Origin of the sequence: Rhodococcoides kyotonense, from assembly GCF_001645385.1 — a bacterium.
GTDB lineage: Bacteria > Actinomycetota > Actinomycetes > Mycobacteriales > Mycobacteriaceae > Rhodococcoides > Rhodococcoides kyotonensis_B.
In genome coordinates, this window is sequence record NZ_LVHI01000002.1 from 57,496 (window position 1) to 76,208 (window position 18,713).

General features: G+C 64.4%; 20 protein-coding genes. 10 read left to right on the forward strand and 10 right to left on the reverse strand.

What is annotated here, in order from left to right:
* Positions 1-6: 6 nt before the first annotated feature.
* From A3K89_RS01940 to A3K89_RS01960, 5 genes are all read left to right on the forward strand, one after another.
* Positions 7-837 (forward strand): SDR family oxidoreductase, encoded by an 831-nt coding sequence (locus A3K89_RS01940; protein ID WP_068421061.1) that lies wholly within the window; start codon positions 7-9, stop codon positions 835-837.
* Positions 838-943: 106 nt separating this feature from the next.
* Positions 944-1,705, forward strand: coding sequence for a 3-hydroxyacyl-CoA dehydrogenase (locus tag A3K89_RS01945; protein ID WP_068421063.1), 762 nt, complete (start codon positions 944-946; stop codon positions 1,703-1,705).
* Complete coding sequence (locus tag A3K89_RS01950) at positions 1,702-2,472, forward strand: enoyl-CoA hydratase/isomerase family protein (RefSeq protein WP_068421065.1); 771 nt, start codon at positions 1,702-1,704, stop codon at positions 2,470-2,472. The genes A3K89_RS01945 and A3K89_RS01950 overlap by 4 nt, the downstream gene beginning before the upstream one ends.
* 23 nt (positions 2,473-2,495) lie before the next feature.
* Positions 2,496-3,293, forward strand: a complete 798-nt coding sequence (locus A3K89_RS01955) for a crotonase/enoyl-CoA hydratase family protein (protein WP_068421067.1) — start codon at positions 2,496-2,498, stop codon at positions 3,291-3,293.
* Positions 3,294-3,623: 330 nt separating this feature from the next.
* Positions 3,624-4,289 (forward strand): GAF and ANTAR domain-containing protein, encoded by a 666-nt coding sequence (locus A3K89_RS01960; RefSeq protein WP_068421069.1) that lies wholly within the window; start codon positions 3,624-3,626, stop codon positions 4,287-4,289.
* 85 nt (positions 4,290-4,374) lie between these two features.
* Here the strand turns inward: A3K89_RS01960 and A3K89_RS01965 are convergent, their stop codons facing one another.
* The 3 genes from A3K89_RS01965 to A3K89_RS01975 all read right to left on the reverse strand — a co-directional run bounded on the left by A3K89_RS01965 (position 4,375) and on the right by A3K89_RS01975 (position 6,767).
* Positions 4,375-4,554, reverse strand: a complete 180-nt coding sequence (locus A3K89_RS01965) for a hypothetical protein (protein ID WP_068421073.1) — start codon at positions 4,552-4,554, stop codon at positions 4,375-4,377.
* Positions 4,555-4,605: 51 nt separating this feature from the next.
* Positions 4,606-5,049, reverse strand: coding sequence for an Hsp20/alpha crystallin family protein (locus A3K89_RS01970; protein ID WP_068421075.1), 444 nt, complete (start codon positions 5,047-5,049; stop codon positions 4,606-4,608).
* Positions 5,050-5,246: 197 nt separating this feature from the next.
* Positions 5,247-6,767, reverse strand: coding sequence for a Mur ligase family protein (locus tag A3K89_RS01975; RefSeq protein WP_084423524.1), 1,521 nt, complete (start codon positions 6,765-6,767; stop codon positions 5,247-5,249).
* 221 nt (positions 6,768-6,988) lie between these two features.
* Here A3K89_RS01975 and A3K89_RS01980 point away from each other — a divergent pair, with 221 nt between their 5' ends.
* Together A3K89_RS01980 and A3K89_RS01985 are read left to right on the forward strand one after the other, a co-directional pair.
* Complete coding sequence (locus A3K89_RS01980) at positions 6,989-7,900, forward strand: manganese catalase family protein (RefSeq protein WP_068421079.1); 912 nt, start codon at positions 6,989-6,991, stop codon at positions 7,898-7,900.
* Positions 7,901-7,988: 88 nt separating this feature from the next.
* A complete protein-coding gene (locus A3K89_RS01985; RefSeq protein ID WP_068421081.1) occupies positions 7,989-8,705 on the forward strand; it encodes a hemerythrin domain-containing protein in 717 nt (238 codons plus the stop codon).
* Between the two features lie 14 nt (positions 8,706-8,719).
* Here the strand turns inward: A3K89_RS01985 and A3K89_RS01990 are convergent, their stop codons facing one another.
* The gene (locus A3K89_RS01990; RefSeq protein WP_068421083.1) at positions 8,720-10,111 is read right to left on the reverse strand and encodes a serine/threonine-protein kinase; all 1,392 of its coding nucleotides are present in this window, start codon (positions 10,109-10,111) and stop codon (positions 8,720-8,722) included.
* A 161-nt stretch (positions 10,112-10,272) separates the two neighbouring features.
* Here A3K89_RS01990 and A3K89_RS01995 point away from each other — a divergent pair, with 161 nt between their 5' ends.
* Positions 10,273-11,532 carry an EAL domain-containing protein gene (locus A3K89_RS01995; protein WP_254303377.1) on the forward strand — a complete coding sequence of 420 codons (1,260 nt, stop codon included), beginning with the start codon at positions 10,273-10,275 and terminating at the stop codon, positions 11,530-11,532.
* 14 nt (positions 11,533-11,546) lie between these two features.
* On the opposite strand, the gene A3K89_RS02000 is transcribed toward A3K89_RS01995, so the two are convergent.
* From A3K89_RS02000 to A3K89_RS02020, 5 genes are all read right to left on the reverse strand, one after another.
* Positions 11,547-12,557 carry an NAD-dependent epimerase/dehydratase family protein gene (locus A3K89_RS02000; protein WP_068421085.1) on the reverse strand — a complete coding sequence of 337 codons (1,011 nt, stop codon included), beginning with the start codon at positions 12,555-12,557 and terminating at the stop codon, positions 11,547-11,549.
* 149 nt (positions 12,558-12,706) lie between these two features.
* Positions 12,707-13,327, reverse strand: coding sequence for a TetR/AcrR family transcriptional regulator (locus tag A3K89_RS02005; RefSeq protein ID WP_068421088.1), 621 nt, complete (start codon positions 13,325-13,327; stop codon positions 12,707-12,709).
* Positions 13,328-13,464: 137 nt separating this feature from the next.
* Complete coding sequence (locus tag A3K89_RS25655) at positions 13,465-13,710, reverse strand: hypothetical protein (protein ID WP_157105202.1); 246 nt, start codon at positions 13,708-13,710, stop codon at positions 13,465-13,467.
* Between the two features lie 63 nt (positions 13,711-13,773).
* A complete protein-coding gene (locus A3K89_RS02015) occupies positions 13,774-14,985 on the reverse strand; it encodes an acetyl-CoA C-acetyltransferase (RefSeq protein ID WP_068421092.1) in 1,212 nt (403 codons plus the stop codon).
* A complete protein-coding gene (locus tag A3K89_RS02020; RefSeq protein WP_068421253.1) occupies positions 14,978-15,793 on the reverse strand; it encodes an IclR family transcriptional regulator domain-containing protein in 816 nt (271 codons plus the stop codon). The genes A3K89_RS02015 and A3K89_RS02020 overlap by 8 nt, the downstream gene beginning before the upstream one ends.
* A gap of 93 nt (positions 15,794-15,886) precedes the next feature.
* Here A3K89_RS02020 and A3K89_RS02025 point away from each other — a divergent pair, with 93 nt between their 5' ends.
* Positions 15,887-16,633, forward strand: a complete 747-nt coding sequence (locus tag A3K89_RS02025; RefSeq protein ID WP_068421255.1) for a CoA transferase subunit A — start codon at positions 15,887-15,889, stop codon at positions 16,631-16,633.
* Positions 16,630-17,274 (forward strand): CoA transferase subunit B, encoded by a 645-nt coding sequence (locus A3K89_RS02030; protein WP_068421093.1) that lies wholly within the window; start codon positions 16,630-16,632, stop codon positions 17,272-17,274. The genes A3K89_RS02025 and A3K89_RS02030 overlap by 4 nt, the downstream gene beginning before the upstream one ends.
* A gap of 20 nt (positions 17,275-17,294) precedes the next feature.
* Here A3K89_RS02030 and A3K89_RS02035 read toward each other — a convergent pair whose 3' ends face one another.
* Positions 17,295-18,713 (reverse strand): fatty acid desaturase family protein, encoded by a 1,419-nt coding sequence (locus A3K89_RS02035; protein ID WP_157105205.1) that lies wholly within the window; start codon positions 18,711-18,713, stop codon positions 17,295-17,297.

Here is an 18,713-nt window from a genome sequence, read left to right on the forward strand (position 1 = left end):
ACTGACATGAGCGACCTACGATTCGACGGTATGACAGCGGTGATGTCGGGCGGAAGCCGCGGCATCGGTTTGGCGATCGCCACCGAATTGGCCAGGGGCGGTGCGAATTTGGTGCTGCTCGCGAAGACCGACAATCCCGACCCTCGCTTGCCCGGAACCATTCACACGGCGGTCGAGCAGATCGAAGCTGCCGGTGGCAAGGCTGTCGGAGTCGTCGGCGACGTGCGAAACGACGACGACGTCCAGCGCGCGGCGTCGACCGCAGCGGACACCTTCGGGGGCGTGGACATCTGCATCAACAATGCAAGCGTCCTCAATCTGGCCGGGACCGAGGACCTACCGCTCAAGCGTTTCGATCTCATTCAACAGGTCAACGTGCGCGGAACGTTCGCTCTCACGCAGGCGTGCCTGCCATTCCTGAAGAAGTCGGAATCGGCGAGCGTGTTGACGCTGTCACCGCCGCTGAACATGTCCGACGAGTGGCTGGGAAAGCACCCGGGCTATATGCTCGGCAAGTACGGAATGACGTTGCTGGCCAAAGGCTTTGCCGCAGAATTCGCGGACGACGGTATCGCCAGCAACTGCCTGTGGCCGGAGACCACCATCGCAACTGCTGCGGTGAAGAACCTCCTCGGCGGCGAGGAGGGGACGTCGCACGCACGTGACCCACAGGTGATGGCCGACGCGGCCGCCCTGCTGCTGTCGCACACCCCGCGTCACCGAACGGGTGAGACGCTGATCGATGTCGATGTGTTGGCCGAAGCCGGCATCACCGATCTCGCGGTGTACGGAGGGCAGGAACCGCTCGACTACGACATCTTCGTCGACCCGCGCTGAGGCTTCGGTTCGCACTGCCGGCCGTGACGACAGCGGGCACCGCCCGCGACACATCACTTTCACCAGCGGCACATGAGGTGTCGCTCGGACAGACAAGGAATTCGAGATGAAGACGACTGATATCACCGCTCTGGTGACCGGTGGGGCATCCGGTCTCGGCCTGGCGACCACCGAAGCGCTCGTGCGGGCAGGCGCGCACGTCGGCATCCTGGATCTGCCGGGCTCACCGGGTAAGTCCGTCGCCGAGCAGCATGCAGGATCGGTGACCTTCCTGCCCGGTGACGTCACGTCCTCCGACGACGTCTCGCAGGCGCTGGACGTGCTGTCCGAGCAGGGCCCGCTTCGCGTCGTGGTCAACTGCGCAGGCGTCGGTCCTCCGGGGAAGGTGCTCGGAAAGAACGGACCCCTTCCGATGGAGGACTTCGAGCGCATCGTCCGCATCAATCTGTTCGGTACGTTCAACGTGATTCGACTCGCTGCCGAGCGCATCGCGTCGACCGAGAGCGTGGATGGAGAACGCGGCGTCATCGTGAACACGGCATCGGTTGCTGCGTTCGACGGCCAGATCGGTCAGCCCGCGTACGCCGCGTCCAAGGGCGCAATCGTGTCCATGGCTCTGCCGATCGCTCGCGAGCTGGCTCGCCACCAGATTCGCGTCGCGACCATCGCACCAGGGATCTTCGACACCCCGTTGCTCAAGACGTTGCCCGACGACGCGCGCGCATCGCTCGGCGCCCAGGTGCCTCACCCCTCGCGGCTCGGTGACCCCGACGAATTCGGAGCTCTGGTACGCCACATCGTCGAGAATCCGATGCTGAACGGCGAGGTCATTCGCCTCGACGGTGCGATCCGCATGGCCCCCCGATGAACGGTATCGAAAACGCGAGCGTGCGATTCTCGATCGAGCAGGGGATCGCTCGCATCGTGCTTACTCGTGGCGCGTCGTCGAACGCGTTGAACACCGATCTGGCCGCCGGCTTCAAGGCTGCGATCGAGGCAGTGGCAGCCGATCCCGGCGTCCGCGTGCTCGTGCTGACCGGCGAGGGCAAGAACTTCTGTGCCGGTGGTGATGTGCGCGAAATGGCCTCTGCCGCCGAGATTCCCGCGTTCCTCACCGATCTGGCCGGTACGGTCCACGATGCGTTGAAGATTCTCGACACGCTCCCCGTCGTGGTCATCGCTGGAGTTCAGGGCTCGGCGGCAGGCGCGGGCTTGGGATTCGTGCTTGGCGCGGATTTCGTCGTGGCAGGACGGTCCAGCAAATTCGCCGCAGCCTATTCGGCGGTCGGATTGTCGCCGGATTGTGGCGTGTCGACGCTATTGCCCAGAGTCGTAGGTCCGCGCGCGGCGGCGCGGATGTTGTTGGCTGCAGAGGTCATCGGTGGTCAGGAAGCGCTCGACAACGGACTGGTCACCGACCTGGTCGACGACGCCGAGATTTCCTCTCGTGTGGAGGAGTTGGCACGCAAGGTCTGTGCGAGTGCCTTCCCTGCCGTGGGGCAGACGCGGAGGCTCATGCGGGTGGCGTCGAACGGTTCGCTGTCCGACCGTCTCGATGACGAGGCCCGCACGATTGCCGACGTCGGCGCCTGCGGAAGTGCACGTGAGCGGATCGACCGATTCGCAGGTAGATAGACAACACCGAGAGAGAGATTTCGATGAGTTCGACGACGATCGACGAACCGGCGGCGCTGGTCGAGCGACGCGGGAACGTCGCAGTGGTGTCGCTCAACCGCCCGAGGGCGCTGAATGCGGTCGATTCGACATTGTCCACGGCGGTGGGAAATGCGGTGCACGCAGCCAACGTCGATCCCGACGTGCGAGCGATCGTTCTCACCGGTTCCGGTCGTGCCTTCTGCGCAGGCGCAGATCTGAAGGAGATCGCAGCGGGCAGATCTCTCGACGCCGACGGGCATCCGGAGTGGGGCTTTGCGGGCTTCGTTCGCCAGTGGGTCGACAAGCCGACCATCGCGGCGGTCAACGGTTTCGCCCTCGGTGGTGGAACGGAGCTGTTGCTCGCATGTGATCTGGCCGTCGTGGACGAGACCGCAGCTCTGGGTTTGCCGGAAGTCAAACGCGGCCTCTTCGCCGGTGCAGGCGGCGTTCTGCGCATGAGTCAACAGATTCCGCGCAAGATCGCTTTGGAGATCGCGCTGACCGGTGAGCCGATCACGGCAGCGCGAGCGTACGAGCTCGGCTTGATCAACAGGGTTGCGCCGCAAGGCGCGTCGCTCGACGTGGCACTCGAACTCGCGGAATCGATCGCGGTCAACGCACCGCTGTCGGTGGTGACGAGCAAACAACTCGTCCACGAGAGTGCCAACGGTGACACGTGGGGCGACGGCCTGTGGGCGCGCAATCAGGAAGCCATGAACGTGGTCTTCTCGAGCGCCGACGCGCACGAGGGTGCAACGGCGTTCGGCGAGAAGAGGCAACCGGTGTGGACCGGGAAGTAACGCGTCGAACCGCTCCACGTGGAGGTTGATTCCCGCCCCCTCGTCGGGAATCAACCTGACCACTGCGATCGACCCGACCGCAGGAGTAATAGCACCACATCGGATGAGCAACTGCACCGTTAATCGAGAACGATTTCGTGCGACGAGTGTAAAGCCCAGGGCGCCCGGGTAACGCACCCGAATGGATGTTCGTTGCCTCTGTCAGCTCACCCTCGGCGCCATGGCGGCCGACCAGCATCGTGCCCTGTCGCCCGAGGACGTGCCGATCGGAGGTCGGGAAAATTGACCGCCGACTCGCGACGTAGCGACCTCAGTCGACAAATTGCCGACATGACGAGGTCCTTCTTCGCTCCCAGAAGTCTGGAGGACACCCTCCGCGGGGTGACCGAGAGCGCGACGGAGCTGATCGACGCGGTCGACTGCGCTGACATTCTCGTTGCGGAGGGTCCGAGAAAGTATCGATCGCACGCCGCAACGAGCGAGCTGCCCGTTCGGCTGGACGCCCTTCAAGAGCAGCTCGACGAAGGACCGTGCGTCGATGCAGCCCGTAGCGAATTCTTCGTCCGATGCGACGACTTCCGCACCGATCCGCGGTGGCCCGAGTTTGCTCCGAAAGCCGTGGAAGCCGGTGTTCTCGGCAGCATGTCGTTTCGGTTGTACACGAAAGAAGACACGATCGGCGCCTTGAACCTGTTCGCCTTGACTGCGAACGCGTTCGACGACGCCGACGAGGAACTCGGCGCGGTCCTCGCGACTCACGCTGCCGTAGCGCTGTACACGGCGAACAAGACGGAACAATTCGCCTCTGGCTTGGCGTCCCGAGATGTGATCGGCCAAGCAAAGGGCATGCTGATGGAGCGTTACGGTATCGACGCGGTCCAGGCGTTCGAATTGATCCGCCAGCTCTCACAGAACGAGAACATCCCTGTCGCTACGCTCGCCGCGGACCTCGTCCGGCTGGGATCGGAGTCTGCGTCGCCACCCGCGGCGAGGTGAAGCGCACCCCGGAACGCTCCTGGAGCGGAGGGAGCGTGGGCTCGGCACGCGTGTGTCGAGCCCACGACAGACGGTCCTCCGGCAGTTACACCATCACGGAATCGCGCGGGGTGGGCGGAAACGGATCCTCCTCGAACGGGACAGCCAAAGCCTGTTCGAGTGCGTCGGTTTCGGGGCATTCACGTACCTCGCCGCCGAGCCCGAGGACCTGCCGCCACCAGGAATCGCGATCCGATTCCTCCCGCCAGATCACTTCGTCGTCCATGCGCGACACTCCTTTCCGATTCGACCGTGAAACATGTTGTCTGACAGCGTTTCAGGTCGCGTGCGGTTCGATCGAACGTTGCTCGGCACCCGATCGCGAAATGTCGATCTTCCGAGGCTTCGCTCTTTCTGCAAGCGGAATCGTCACCGACAACACGCCGTTGTCGTACGAGGCCGTGATGCGTTCGGTATCGATACCGTCGCCCAGTGCGATCTGACGGCGGTAGGTTCCGGCGAACCGCTCGGATGAAATCCACTGCACGCCACCATCGCTCGGCGCAGTCCGATGGGCGGTGAGGGTGAGGGTGCCCCGGTCCACGTCGACGTCGATCGAGCCTGGGTCGACGCCGGGGAGGTCGGCGGAGAGCACGTAGTGGTCGTCGACCTTGTACAGGTCCATGGGCATGAAGCGAGGGACACGGTCCGAACCACTCGACGAGCCGAACATGCCGGCGGCGATGGAATCCAACTCACGGAACGGATCGAATCGAAGCACAGCAATCACCTCCTGATGCAGACGATGCGCCCGCCCCTGTAGCGGGCTGCCGTTTCACTGTGCTGAGGAAGAATTTAGCACTCTCGATCGGAGAGTGCCAAGAGGGTGGAGAAATTTTTTCGGATCGATCGGTACCTCAATGGTGTTGCGGGACAGCAGCGCCGAGCATTGTCGGCCTGGACCGCGCGTGTTCGCGGTCAGCTTGTCGACGCACTGTTCTCCAGGACTGCACGTAGTTCCACCCTGTCGTCGAATGGCGCAGACCTGTTGCCGTGGACCACGTGGTCGTCGCATCCCCGTCCGGCGACCACGAGCACGTCACCGTGCCGTGCGTGCTCGACCGCGAGTTCGAAGGCATCGCGCCGGTCCGGTTCGACGAGTACCGTCGCCGAACCGGCTGCAACAGCGCCATCGACGACCGCATCTCGGATGGTGTCGGCGTCTTCGGAGAAGGGGCTCTCGTCGGTGACGATGACGATGTCGGCGTACTCGGCTGCAGTGGCTCCGAGCGGGAAGCGCTTCCCGATGTCACGGTCGCCGGTCGCGCCGATGACCACGATCAATTTCCCGGTACTCAGCGACCGTAGATAGGGGAGCAGCCGGTGCTGGCCGTCGGTGTTGTGCATGTAGTCGACGAGCGCCACGACGCCGCTCCGGCCGTCGTCGACGCGTTCCAAACGGCCGGGTACATGGGTCAACTGCTCGAATCCGGCGACAGCCGCGTCGAGCTCGACTCCCGTCGCGGCGAGCATGGCGAGCGCGGTCAACGCGTTGTCGACCTGATGAGGACCCAGCAGCCGGAGGCGGACGTCCAGGGGGCCGTCGGGTGTGTGTGCGGTGAAGGATGTGCCCGTGGGGCCCGAGCGGATTCGATCTGCGTGGATGTCTGCCCCGGGATCCGACGCCGACCACGTCCAACACGGCACACCGACCGACGACGCGAGCCGACGACCGTAGTCCCCGTCGATTCCGATCGCCGCCACCTCGGTTCGGTGTGATTCGAACAGGCGTGACTTGACGGCGAAGTACTCGTCCATCGATCGGTGGTAGTCGAGGTGGTCGCGGGTGAGATTCGTGAACCCGACGGCGGCGAAGTGCGTCGCGTCGACTCGGCCCTGGTCCAGCCCGTGCGAGGACACTTCGAGAGCAACCGACGTGGCGCCTTCGTCACGCATCGCCGCGAGGGATTGCTGCAGTACGGCGGCTTCCGGGGTGGTCCGGGCAGCCGGTCGGGTGGTTCTCGGTCCTGCGATGGAGATGCCGGTGATGGTGCCGACGGTCTCGCCCGCGGCGGACAGTGCGGCCCCGAGCAGGTAGGTCGTACTTGTCTTTCCGTTGGTACCCGTCGTTCCGTATACCCTCAAACCCTTCGAGGGGTGACGGTGGACGAGTGCGCTGGCCGGACCCGCACAGCTGCGGGGGTTGGTCACGACGACCGAAGGCAGTGACACCGCGGGACGGTCCGACAGGATCGCGACTGCTCCGCGGGCGAGCGCTTCGAGTTCGAAGTCGAGGCCGTGCGCATGGCGTCCGGGAAACGCGAGGTAGAGGTCGCCTGGTTCGACCGTGCGCGAATCGTCGCTGACGCCCGTTACCACCGCGTCCCCGTATACGGCGGATGCCGAGGGCACCGCGTCGGCGATGTCGGCGAGGTCGTGACCACCGATCTCGGTCGACGCGTCAGCGGTCGGAGGAATGGACGCGCTGTTGCAGGTCATCGCTTCTCCTACCCATACGAAGAGACGATCGAACGGGCAGCGGCGGTTCTCGCGAACCTGTTGTCGCTGCCGTCTGGAGATACGTTGTCCGGGATCGCAAAAGTAGGCGAGTGTCAGCGGGGATTTCGCCAAAACTTGTGCAGCAGAGGAGGTTTGACCGATTCGGTCTTCCGGTATCCGAAGGGCGAACGGTTGTCTTCCACTGCCAGAATGGAGTTTACATGTTTCGCCATACCGATTACCTGCAGTTCGACGTCAAGCCCGAGAAGGCGGACCCCGTGTACGCCCGCAAGCTCCAGGAGTTGATCGGCGGCGCGTACGGCGAGATGACCGTGACCATGCAGTACCTGTTCCAGGGCTGGAACTGTCGCATGGAAGGTAAGTACAAGGACCTGATCATGGACATCGCCACCGAGGAGATCGGGCACGTGGAGATGCTGGCGACGATGGTCGCACGCCTTCTCGAAGGCGCGCCTGCGACGGAGTCGACCAAAGCGGCGGCGGCTGATCCGGTGGTCGCGGCGGTGATGGGCGGGATGGATCCGCAGCAGGCCATCGTCGCCGGGGGAGGTGCGATGCCTCAGGATTCGAACGGTGTCCCGTGGAACGGCCGCTACATCGTTGCGTCCGGAAACCTGTTGGCCGACTTCCGTGCGAACGTCGCCGCGGAAGCTCAGGGACGGTTGCAGACCGCGCGGCTGTACAACATGACCGACGACCCGGGAGTGAAAGCGATGTTGAAGTTCAACCTCGCCCGCGACACCCACCATCAAAATTTGTGGCTCGCTGCGATCGAAGAGTTGCAAGCCGACGGACTCGAAGGCGTCGTCGCGCCCAACGCTCTGCTGGACGAAGAAGCCACCGAGCATGCCACCGACCTGTGGCATCTGTCCGACGGGGAATTCTCGTCCTCCGGCGGGTGGGCGAATCGTCTCGCGCCCGACGGCGCCCGCCAGATGGGCTTCCTCGCGGACCCGCAACCGTTGGGCAACAAGGCATCCGCCCCCGCACCGGATCCGAAACTGTACGCGACCTACGACGGCGCCAAGGGCGATCCAGCGTCGGCGGCCCTCGGCACCGAGAAGGGGATGATGGGCAAGATCAAGGACGCCCTCGACCCCGACGAGACGTAACGGGCGTCGACACAATCCATCTGGCGAGGCGCGGTTCGGGGGCTGTGTCCGGACCGCGCCGCCGGACAATCAGTTCTGTGGGGTAAGCATGCCGAAATCCATTTCCGATCTTTCGGTCGACGAGTTGGGTGGGCCGGGAAGCGTTCTGGTCCGTCAGCGGGACGACCATGTCGAACTCGATCGTCTTCTTCGGGGAATCGAGGCCGCGGAAGGCGTCGAGCAGAACGATCTTCTGCGCGCGCTGTGCCGGCTCGTCTTTCCGCACGCGTTTGCCGAAGAGGCAGTCTTGTGGCCGATCATTCGCAAACATGTGCCCGAGGGCGAGAAGTTGACGCTCGACATCGAGCAGGAACACCAGCAGATAAACGAGTTGTTCTCGGATCTCGAGGCCATGCCACCGCAGGATCCGGATCGTGAGCCCCTGCTGCAGAGAATATTCCAGCTTCTGAGGCAGGACGTGCGCGACGAAGAGGACCAATTGCTGCCGATGTTGCGGGCTGCGATGACGGATCGGCAGTTGCACCGCACAGGCATGATGTGGTCGATCGTTCGACGGGCCGCACCCACCAGGCCTCACCCTGTTGTTGCACGTCGGCCACCAGGCAACGTGGTGGCTGCTGCACCGTTGACCGTGGTCGACCGTGCTCGCGACCGCCTCGACCGCCTGTCCGACCACGCGTCACCCATTGTCGCGCGGCCCAGCCACATCGGTAGTCGCGGACTCGCCGCCGTGGCCGGTGTTATCGAACATATCCCGCCGCTGACACGCGGTGAGCATCCCTCGACCAGGACGACCCGGCGCTAGGCGCGGGCGAACCGTCAGTTGCCTCTGCCGTTCCCGTTCCCGTTCCCGTTCCCGTTAGCGTTTCCGTTGCCGTTGTTGCCGCCACTTTTGTTGTTGCCGTTGCCGTTGTTCCCGCTGCCGTTGCCGTTGTTCCCGTTGCTATTGCCGTTGTTGCCCGACTCTGCCGGCGGAGTGTCCGCAGGCAGTCGAGGAGCCGGAATCGCGGCTGTCTCGGGCAGGTACGTCTCCGGTGCCACCGGTTCGACGATGACGGAATCGGTGGTCGGCGACGAGATGGGTTCTGCTGCTTCGGGTGTCGAGGTGATCGGTGTCGACGGGACTGGACTCGACGTTTCGGCTCGGGGGTCGCTTGTCGGGGGTTGTGGTGAAGTCTGGGAACTCCACGCCACCGCGACGGCGACCAGTCCGGCGACCGCCGTTGCGACGCCCGCGGTCATCCGACCGACTCGTCGTCGAGGCGGAGGTTCCATCTGATTCAACTCGTGCACAGGGACTTCGGTGATCGCAGGGTAGACCCAGGTGCCCAGGTCGCCTGTCGGAACCGATGGGCGATCCAGTGTGTCCACCGTGGCAAGTCGTTCGGCTACCTCGTCTGCCGTGGGACGATCCTCGGGTCGGCGAGCAGTCATCTCGGACAACAGCCTCGCCCACTCCGGGGGCAGCCCGGCAGGCACCTCGGGATCACGATGCAGACGTGCGACGGCCGCGGCGATGGCGCTACCCTCGAAAACCACGCGGCCACCGATACATTCGATCAAGACGAGACCGAGTGAATACACGTCGGTGGGTGGGCCCGTCGTACTTCCGAGAGCTTGTTCGGGACTCAGATAGTGTGCGGTTCCCACGGCAGTGCCGTGTTCGGTCAATCTGGCCGCATCGACGACGCGTGCAATGCCGAAATCGGTGAGCTTGAACGATCGGTGGGCGTGCACGGTCGGCGGTGTGACGAGAATGTTCGCCGGCTTCACGTCGCGATGAACCACGCCTGCGGAGTGGATGTAAGCGAGCGCAGTGGCCACGTCGCGGCCGAGGCCGGCGACATCGGGAAGAGGCAGACATGCTCCGGCCCGTAGCTGATTCAGGGTGGGACCGTCGACGAACTCCATGACGAGGTAAGGCGTCTCGAAGCCCTGATCGTCCAGAGCGGTCCCGCCGTCGAACAGAGTCACCAGGCCGGGATGAGACAGGGCAGCGAGTGTCTGCATCTCGGCTTCGATGCGTCGGCGATCCGGCAGGTCGCCCCGGTCGCGACGAAAAATCTTGAGTGCAACCGTCCGGCCCAGTCGTACATCCTCGGCTCGGACGACATCTGCTGCTCCGCCCCTGCCGATGACCTCTCGAACCACGTACCTGTCGGCGAACAACGCGTGGTGCGGGTTCGACAGGTTATGTCCTCGGCCTGCCATGTGATCGTGCCCCAGTTCGGTCGGTTCATCGGTCTCGACCGACTGTATATCTTGTCCGCCTCGTATCCGGTCTTCTGTGTGCCCGAGGTGAAGAATGCAGAAGTGAAGGCACAATGGATTCCGGTCGAGGGACGCTGGGACGATGTCAGGAGAGACGCACAGTGCAGAGCCCGCAGGACGACCGTTCGACCGGTGGCGCCCCGTTGCCGGACATTCGTCCGGTCTATCAGCCAGTGGTCGCGCTCGACACCCGCACGGTGGTCGGGTTCGAAGCGCTGGTGCGTCCGTCGGCGAACAGTCCCTCCACGTCCCCCGAGCAGTTGTTCACAGACGCCGAGGACCGAAATTGCATGGTCGAGTTCGACTGGCACTGCCGGCTCACCGCAGTACAGGGGGCTCTTGCGGCCCGCTTTCCCCGTCATCTTCAGCTGTTCGTGAATACCGAGCCCGCTGCGCTCGGCGCGCCGCCACCGCCGGAGTCGCGCCGAGTGCTCGCCGAGGCCCGATCGTTGTCGGTGATCGTGGAGATAACGGAACGCCAATTGATGTCGGACGTCGCCGGGCTTCTGGGCGCCGTGGCACAGGCTCGTGACAACGGCTGGCGTGTGGCTGTCGACGACGTCGGCGCGGACGCATCCAGTTTGGCGCTGCTGGCGCTGGTGCGACCCGACGTCATCAAGCTCGACATGCGATTGACTCATGGTCGCTCGACTCGGGAGACCGCCGCGATCCTCACCGCGGTCGGCGCGGAAGCAGACCGCACAGGCGCCGTCGTTCTGGCCGAGGGAATCGAGTCCGAGGCCCACGAGCGGTGGGCACACGACATCGGTGCGGTGTGGGGCCAAGGCTGGTTGTACGGTCCGCCCGACGCACTGCCCGTGTTCGACGCCCATGCCCGCGTCGTCGATCGATGGACGACGCAACCAGCGGTGACGGTGCGAGCGCCGGTTGCGGTGACGCCGGGCGGTCTCGCTCGGCAACACTCTCGCCTCCGGCACGGCGGTGAAGAACTCGTCGAGTACTGCGAGTACGAGCTTCTGCGCCGTGCCGAATCGGCGGGATCCACGGGGATCGTGCTGGTCACCGCGTCGACCTCGACCGAAATGTCCGACGCGTACCGCTCGCGGCTCGATGACCTGGCGTCACGAACGGCGTTGACCGCGGTGTTCGATTCTCGCCCCGCGCCTGCGGGTCACCGCTACCGTGCCGTCGGCATCGGCTCCGACGAACCACTGGCGCTCGAACGGTCGATGATCGTCGTCGATCCGTTGTTCAACGGCGCGTTGATCGCCGTGCACGACGGGCGCGCGCACGACGGAAGTCCCCGTTACAAGTATCTGTTCACGCTCGACAGAGAATTCGTTCTCGACGCGGCCACCGTGCTGATGCATCGAATTCCAGGTCCGGGCACTGTCGACTGAATATCGACCAGCGTTCATTCGGACAGCGGGGGAGTAGGCGCGTCTCGCACTTCGTGGACACCTCGAACGAACTCCGACAACGCTTCCGCCGAGGTGTGACGCGGTTGCCACCCGAGTTCGGTGCGGGCGCGTGAAGTGTCCATCAGTGGCAACCGCAGAACCGCGTCGAGCAGGTCGGGGCTGGTGGGCACGATTCGGAGCTTCCACAGAAGAAGTACCAATGCGCGAACCGGCATGACCGGAACCGGTACGACCCGGGCGCCGAGTACGTCCGCCAGCACCGCGGCAGTCACGGGTGGTTCAGCGGCGATGTTGAAGGCTCCGTGCGCGTGGTTGGTGGCAGCGCGCGAAAATGCGTCACCGACGTCGGCGGAATGCACTGCCTGGAACACGAGGCCCGGTAGTTTCGGGACGAACGGGATCAGCTCGGGTCGGACCAACTGCGGCGGCAGGAACGGACCCGCGAACAAACGACGTTGTTCGGTCGAGGCTTCGGGTTTGAACACGAACGCGGGACGAATGCGGACGATGCGCATCGAGGGATGTTCGAGTTCGAACGCGTCGAGTGCGCGTTCGAGGTACGACTTCTCGCGCGTGTAGGCGGCGCCCGGCCACCCGTGCGTGGGCCAATCTTCCTTCACTGCAGTATCTTTGGGTCCGGGTGCGTAAGCGCCGACCGACGACGAGTAGATCAGCGACGGCACGTGCGCGCGTGCGGCCGCGTCGAACACTGCAAGTGCGCCCAATACATTTGCGCTCCAGGTGTGCGCAGGATCGCGGGTGGGCTGAAATTGCCACGCCAGATGAACGACCACATCGACGTTCGAGAAGAACGGCAGCAGATCGTCTTTCGCAATGTCGGCCTCGACGAACGTCGTCCTGTCCGGCTGCGACGTCGGCGCCCGTCGCGCCAGTCCGATGATTCTGCCGACGCGGGGATTACGGGTCAGGGCGTCGACGACGCTGGTGCCGAGGTTGCCGGTCGCCCCGGTGACCAGCACGGTGAGCTGTGATGCGTCGTTCACGGTGGGTCTTCTCCAAGTCTGCTCGCGGGTAAGGTGGAACGTGCTGCTACACGCACGGCGGAGGCGCGCGTTCTGTGCCTACCCGCTCGAAAACGGCGTAAACCGCAAGGGCGACAACGGGTTCGGATCCACGACGCGGTCCGTTCCGTTCATCTCGCTCTGCGCGAATCATCTCCTCGACCGCGTTCCACGGCTGCGGTGGTCGCCGCGGAGACCGTCATGACGATGAAGTCGCGTCTGCGGTCGTTTCGGTCATCGGCCGTCACTTCGGTGTCCGCGAACTGGCGATCGGTGGTTTGCAGAGCCACCCATCCGTCTACCAGGGTGATGACGGTCAGTATCAGTTCGGAAGCGTCGGCTGCCGACAGTGTCGGCAGGGCTCTCGTGGCGCTGCCGATCAACCTGCGTGCGTGTTCGCGACGCGGATCTTCGATTGCCGCGCTGCGTATTTCGAGTCCCTCCCAGAACAGCAGTCTGGTGAGTCGGGGATGCTCGATCGCGAAGTCGAACCGTCTGCCTGCGTAGTCGGCGATCGCAGACGGGCCGTGCCCGATCAGTGGAACTGCTGTCGAGAAAAGAGCCACTTGCTGCGCGAGAACTGTCGAGAAGAACGAACCCTTGTTGCCGAAGTATTGGTAGATGCGTTCTTTGTTGACCCCGGCTTTGGTCGCGATGCGTTCGACCCGGGCGCCCGCGAACCCGAACTCACTGAACTCGTCGACACCCGCTTCGAGGAGGAGCGCCTTCGTACGTTCGGTGTCCCACGCCATGCGTCGACTCTACCCAACTCCAACCATCTGGTTGGAGATGGAGATTCTCGACGGGTAGAGTCCATCTCCAACTGTTCGGTTGGAAATGGAAGGGTGCGCTCGATGGAAACGCTGGCGGTGGCGTCGACCGTGTTGGATCATGTCGCACTCGATCGCCACGGCGCCTCGAGTGAACGGCGGCGTCGACGACCGATGCCGTCCGGGCCCCCGACTCCGTCGACCCATCTCAGGGTTCTGATCACCTGGATGTCGATCTTCCCGTTGGTTGCGGTGGGGATGACCCTGATGGCGTCGGTCGTACCGACGACTGCAACGTGGCCGACGTGGTGTCGAGCGCTGCTGCTCACCGCAATCGTCGTGCCGACGTCGGCGTATCTCGTCATGCCTCGATTGCTCGCGATGACAGTCCGCTGCATGCACTGGCGTCACCGACGGTCGAACCGGACTCAGCTCGTCTGCTCGAACACTGCTGCGAGGCCTTGTCCGCCGCCGATGCACATGGTTTCGAGGCCGTAGCGGGTGTCGCGGCGCTGCATTTCGCGTAGGAGGGTGGCGAGGATGCGTGCTCCGGTGGCGCCGACGGGGTGGCCGAGGGAGATGCCGGAGCCGTGGGGGTTCAGTCGTGGGTCGTTGGGTTCGATGTTCCAGGTGCGCAGGACGGCGAGGGTTTGTGCGGCGAACGCTTCGTTGAGTTCGATGACGCCCAAGTCGTTCATCGTGAGTCCGGCCCGCCCGAGGGCTTTCTCGGTGGCGGGGACTGGTCCGATGCCCATGGTCCGCGGCGGCACTCCCGCGACGGCCCAGGAGACGAGTTTCGCGATGGGCCTCAGGCCGAGTTGGGTTGCTTTCTCGGGGGTGGTGACGATGGCGAGGGCGGCGCCGTCGTTCTGGCCGCTGGCGTTGCCGGCGGTGACGGTGGAGTCGGGGTCGATCTTCGAACGGATGGCGCGCAGCTTGCCGAGGGATTCGATGGTGGTGTCGGCGCGGGGGTGTTCGTCGGTGTCGACGACGACGGAATCTCCCTTGCGCTGCGGGACGCGGACTCCCACGATCTCTTCGGCGAAGACACCGTTGTTCTGGGCGGCGACGGCTTTGTGGTGGGAGGCGGCGGCGAGGGCGTCCTGGTCTTCGCGGCTGATGGAGAATTCCGCCCGTAGGCTTTCGGCGGTTTCGATCATGCCACCGGGGACGGGGAAGTTCCTGCCGCCTGCGGTGACGCGGGCGCGGGCGAGGCGGTCCGACAGTGCGACGGCGTCGGCTTTGACGCCCCAGCGCATTCCGGTGGTGTAGAACTCGGCCTGGCTCATGCTTTCTGCGCCGCCGGCGAGGACGAGGTCGCTGGCGCCGGTCTGTACTTGCATGCACGCCTGTAAGACGGCTTGGAGGCCGGATCCGCAGCGGCGGTCGATCTGTTGGCCGGGGACGTCGATGCCGAGGCCTGCGTCGAGGGCGGCGACGCGGCCGAGTGCGGGTGCTTCTCCGTTCGGTGATGCTTGGCCGAGGATGACGTCGTCGATGTCGGATCCGGATATGCCGGTGCGCGAGGCGAGTTCGGTGATCACGGCGGCAGCGAGAGCTTCCGGAGCAACGTCTTTCAAGACCCCACCGAAGCGCCCGACGGGGGTGCGGAGGGGTTCACAGATGACGGCATCAGGCATGTCGATGTCCTTGCTTGTCGGTGGCGTTCGTGTCCAGGCGGCGTAGGTCGGTGTCGATTGCTTGGGCGGCGGCCAGGAGGGCGGGGAGGAGGTGTTCGCGGGCGGCGTCGGCGGAGTGCCGGGCGGCGGGGGTTGACACGTTGGCTGCGGCGATGACGGTGCCGGCGGTGTCGTGGATCGGTGCGGCGATCGAGCGCAGACCTGCTTCGAGTTCTTGGTCGACCAGGCAATAGCCCTGGGTGCGAACGGATTCGAGTTCGGCGCGAAGGGATGCGATGTCGGTGATGGTCTTACCGGTCAGCGGCGTCGGGTCCAGTCGTGACAGGTAGGCGTCGAGTTCGTCGGATGAGAGTCCTGCCAACAGGACTCGGCCCATCGAGGTGGCGTAGGCGGGAAAGCGGGTGCCGATGGTGATCGCGACGGTCATGATGCGTGAGACCTGGACGCGGGCGACGTAGACGACGTCGTCGCCGTCGAGGATGGATACCGACGACGATTCGTGCACCCGCTGGGAGAGTGCTTCGAGGTGGGGCCCGGCGACGTCGGGCAGTGTCAGCGACGACAGGTAGCTGTAGCCGAGTTCGAGCACTCTCGGGGTGAGCCAGAAGAGGGTTCCGTCGGTACGCACGTAACCGAGTTCGACCAGAGTGAGGAGGAAGCGTCGCGCAGTCGCCCGGGTCAGATCGGTGGTCTTGGCGACGTCGGTCAACGTGCGACGCGGGTTCACCCCGTCGAACGCCCTGATCACCGCCAGCCCTCGGCCGAGCGATTGCACGTAGTCCGACGACGGCGCCGTCTCGTCTGCCATGAACTCTCCTTCGTTCCCGAACACCGTAGCAAATGTTCGCATAGTGGCGATACGTTCACAGAACGTACAAAGCGATGTATGGTCGACCGCATGATGGACAAAGTCGTAGCGAGCGCCGCCGACGCGGTGGCGGATCTGCCGGATGGAGCGTCGATCGCCGTGGGTGGTTTCGGGCTGGTCGGGGTTCCCGAGGTGTTGATCGGTGCCGTGCTCGATCAGGGCGCATCGGATCTGGAGATCGTGAGCAACAATTGCGGCACAGATAGTTTCGGGCTCGGTGTGCTGCTGGAGAAGCGTCGTATCCGTCGCACGATTTCCTCCTACGTCGGGTCGAACAAAGAGTTCGCGCGCCAGTATCTCGCTGGTGAACTCGAGGTCGAGCTGACGCCGCAGGGCACACTCGCCGAGCGACTGCGGGCGGGCGGGGCGGGGATCCCGGCGTTCTTCACCCCGGCGGGCGTCGGAACACAGGTTGCCGACGGCGGTCTGCCGCTCCGCTACGACGGCAGCGGCGGCATCGCGGTGGCGAGCCCTCCGAAAGAGACCCGCGAATTCGACGGCGTCACCTACGTGATGGAACGCGGCATCGTCGCCGACTACGCCCTCGTCCACGCCTGGAAAGGTGACCGGCACGGCAACCTGGTGTTTCATGCCAGCGCCCGGAACTTCAACCCGCCCGCAGCTGCGTCGGGACGCATCACGATTGCGCAGGTCGAGGAACTCGTCGAGCCCGGTGAGATCGGCCCGGACGATATTCACACCCCGGGCATCCATGTGCAGCGTGTGGTGCACGTCGGCAAGGTGACAGTAGGAATCGAGCAGCGGACGGTGCGGGCATGAGCGAGACGATCATCAAATTGACCCGTGAACAGATGGCGGCCCGGGTCGCGCAGGAATTGCACGACGGTGAATACGTGAACCTCGGCATCGGGATGCCGACGCTCGTGCCGAACTATCTACCGACCGACATCACCGTCGTATTGCATTCGGAGAACGGCGTTCTCGGTGTGGGGCCGTACCCGACCGAGGACGAACTCGACCCCGAGGTCATCAACGCGGGCAAGGAGACGATCACCGTCCTGCCGGGTGCGTCCTACTTCGATTCGGCGGCCTCGTTCGGCATGATCCGCGGCGGTCAGGTCGACGTCGCCGTGCTCGGTGCCATGCAAGTAAGCCAGACCGGTGATCTCGCGAACTGGATGATCCCCGGGCACATGGTCAAGGGCATGGGCGGGGCCATGGATCTCGTCCACGGCGCCCGCCGCGTCATCGTCATGATGGAACACGTCTCCAGAAAGGGCGAGCCGAAAATCCTCGAAGAGTGCTCACTTCCGCTGACCGGCAAGGGATGCGTACAGCGCATCATCACCGACATGGCCGTCCTCGACGTCACCGAGGGCGGACTCCGGCTCGTCGAAACCGCACCCGGAATCACCGAGGAACAGGTCCGAGCCGCTACCGGAGCCCCGTTGGTGGCATGACGTGAACGCCTGTGTCGCCGTCAGTCGTCGCCCCGCGGCGGCGGCTCGACGTCGACGCCCCCGGACGAATGTTCGGGGCCTGCATCCGGATGGCCGGCCGGGACGCGGCTGCGGGACCGGGCGGCCTCGCTTTCGCCCGGCTCCTCACTGAACTTGCGTCGCCACGCTTCCTCGGGGCGGTACGGACCCGGCTTCGGACGGGCTTTCCCACCGGGGAACGCGAGTCGCGCGATGGTGCGATGCACCATGCCCCACTGCTGCATCAGCGGTCCGGTGTTGTAGGGCAACTGGTATCGCTCGCAGATGTCCTTCACCTTCGGCGCCACTTCCGAGTAACGGGTGCTCGGCATGTCGGGGTAGAGGTGGTGCTCGACCTGATAGCTCAAGTTTCCGCTCATCAAGTGGAACAGGGGACCGCCGTCGATGTTGGCCGCGCCGACGAGTTGACGCACGTACCAGCCACCACGCGTCTCGTTCTCCACCTCTTTCTGACTGAAGGTGTACGCCTGATCGGGGAAGTGGCCGCAGAAGATGATGCCGTGCGCCCACACGTTCCGAATGATGTTCGCGGTGAAGTCGGCCGTAAGTGTGGACAGGAACGTGCTCTCGACGCCACTGAACCGTTTGTCCAACAGCGATGCCAGTTTCGACACGCCTGATGATGTCGACGAATTCCGCAGTCGGGCAGCGAGTCTCGACTTCTTGCTCTCGCGCAGTCGGCCGCCGCTGGCAAGCTGGGCGAGGGCGAAAGCTCCCGCGCTGATGACCGGCCAGCCCACGTAGTCCTTGACGAATTGACGTCGTGCCTTGCCCGCAATGCCTTTCAGGTCGTGGAGAACGTCTTTCGCCGGTTTCTCACCGCGTCGAATGGCCTCGATGTCCAAATCGTGCAGAGCGACACCCCATTCGAAGAATGCCATCAGCAGCACGTTGTAGAACGGCTGAAAAAGATAGACCGGATGCCATTTCTGGTTGGGGTCGATCCGCATGATTTCGTAACCGAGGTCTTTGTCCTTGCCTCGGATGTTCGTGTACGTGTGATGCACGAAATTGTGGGAGTGTTTCCACGACTCGGAAGTGGACGCGGTGTCCCAATCCCACACGGACGAGTGGATTTCCGGATCGTTCATCCAGTCCCACTGTCCGTGCATGACGTTGTGGCCGATCTCCATGTTCTCGAGAATCTTCGCGACGCCCAGGCATGCGGTTCCCGCGACCCACGCAGGTTTGCTCGTCGATCCGAGTAACAGCACACGGCCGGCAGCGACGAGTTGCCTCTGCGCCGCGATGACCGACGTGATGTACTTGCGGTCCTTCGCGCCGAGGCTGGCATACACCTCGTCGTGGATCGCGTCGAATTCCTTGGCCAGTTCGGCGATGGTCTCGTCGCTCAGATGCGCGAGAGGATTGACCGGTTCGGTTCGGGGGGCATGGTCGAT

Excerpts from the sequence above, each read along its gene's own strand:
- A3K89_RS01955 (WP_068421067.1), top strand. The coding sequence starts at position 2,496 with ATGAGTTCGACGACGATCGACGAACCGGCGGCGCTGGTCGAGCGACGC.
- A3K89_RS02015 (WP_068421092.1), bottom strand. The coding sequence starts at position 14,985 with ATGCCTGATGCCGTCATCTGTGAACCCCTCCGCACCCCCGTCGGGCGC.
- A3K89_RS01940 (WP_068421061.1), top strand. The coding sequence starts at position 7 with ATGAGCGACCTACGATTCGACGGTATGACAGCGGTGATGTCGGGCGGA.
- A3K89_RS02020 (WP_068421253.1), bottom strand. The coding sequence starts at position 15,793 with ATGGCAGACGAGACGGCGCCGTCGTCGGACTACGTGCAATCGCTCGGC.
- A3K89_RS01965 (WP_068421073.1), bottom strand. The coding sequence starts at position 4,554 with ATGGACGACGAAGTGATCTGGCGGGAGGAATCGGATCGCGATTCCTGG.
- A3K89_RS01960 (WP_068421069.1), top strand. The coding sequence starts at position 3,624 with ATGACGAGGTCCTTCTTCGCTCCCAGAAGTCTGGAGGACACCCTCCGC.
- A3K89_RS01985 (WP_068421081.1), top strand. The coding sequence starts at position 7,989 with ATGCCGAAATCCATTTCCGATCTTTCGGTCGACGAGTTGGGTGGGCCG.
- A3K89_RS01950 (WP_068421065.1), top strand. The coding sequence starts at position 1,702 with ATGAACGGTATCGAAAACGCGAGCGTGCGATTCTCGATCGAGCAGGGG.
- A3K89_RS01990 (WP_068421083.1), bottom strand. The coding sequence starts at position 10,111 with ATGGCAGGCCGAGGACATAACCTGTCGAACCCGCACCACGCGTTGTTC.
- A3K89_RS25655 (WP_157105202.1), bottom strand. The coding sequence starts at position 13,710 with ATGACGAGATACGCCGACGTCGGCACGACGATTGCGGTGAGCAGCAGC.
- A3K89_RS01980 (WP_068421079.1), top strand. The coding sequence starts at position 6,989 with ATGTTTCGCCATACCGATTACCTGCAGTTCGACGTCAAGCCCGAGAAG.
- A3K89_RS02025 (WP_068421255.1), top strand. The coding sequence starts at position 15,887 with ATGGACAAAGTCGTAGCGAGCGCCGCCGACGCGGTGGCGGATCTGCCG.
- A3K89_RS02030 (WP_068421093.1), top strand. The coding sequence starts at position 16,630 with ATGAGCGAGACGATCATCAAATTGACCCGTGAACAGATGGCGGCCCGG.
- A3K89_RS01945 (WP_068421063.1), top strand. The coding sequence starts at position 944 with ATGAAGACGACTGATATCACCGCTCTGGTGACCGGTGGGGCATCCGGT.
- A3K89_RS02005 (WP_068421088.1), bottom strand. The coding sequence starts at position 13,327 with ATGGCGTGGGACACCGAACGTACGAAGGCGCTCCTCCTCGAAGCGGGT.
- A3K89_RS01975 (WP_084423524.1), bottom strand. The coding sequence starts at position 6,767 with ATGACCTGCAACAGCGCGTCCATTCCTCCGACCGCTGACGCGTCGACC.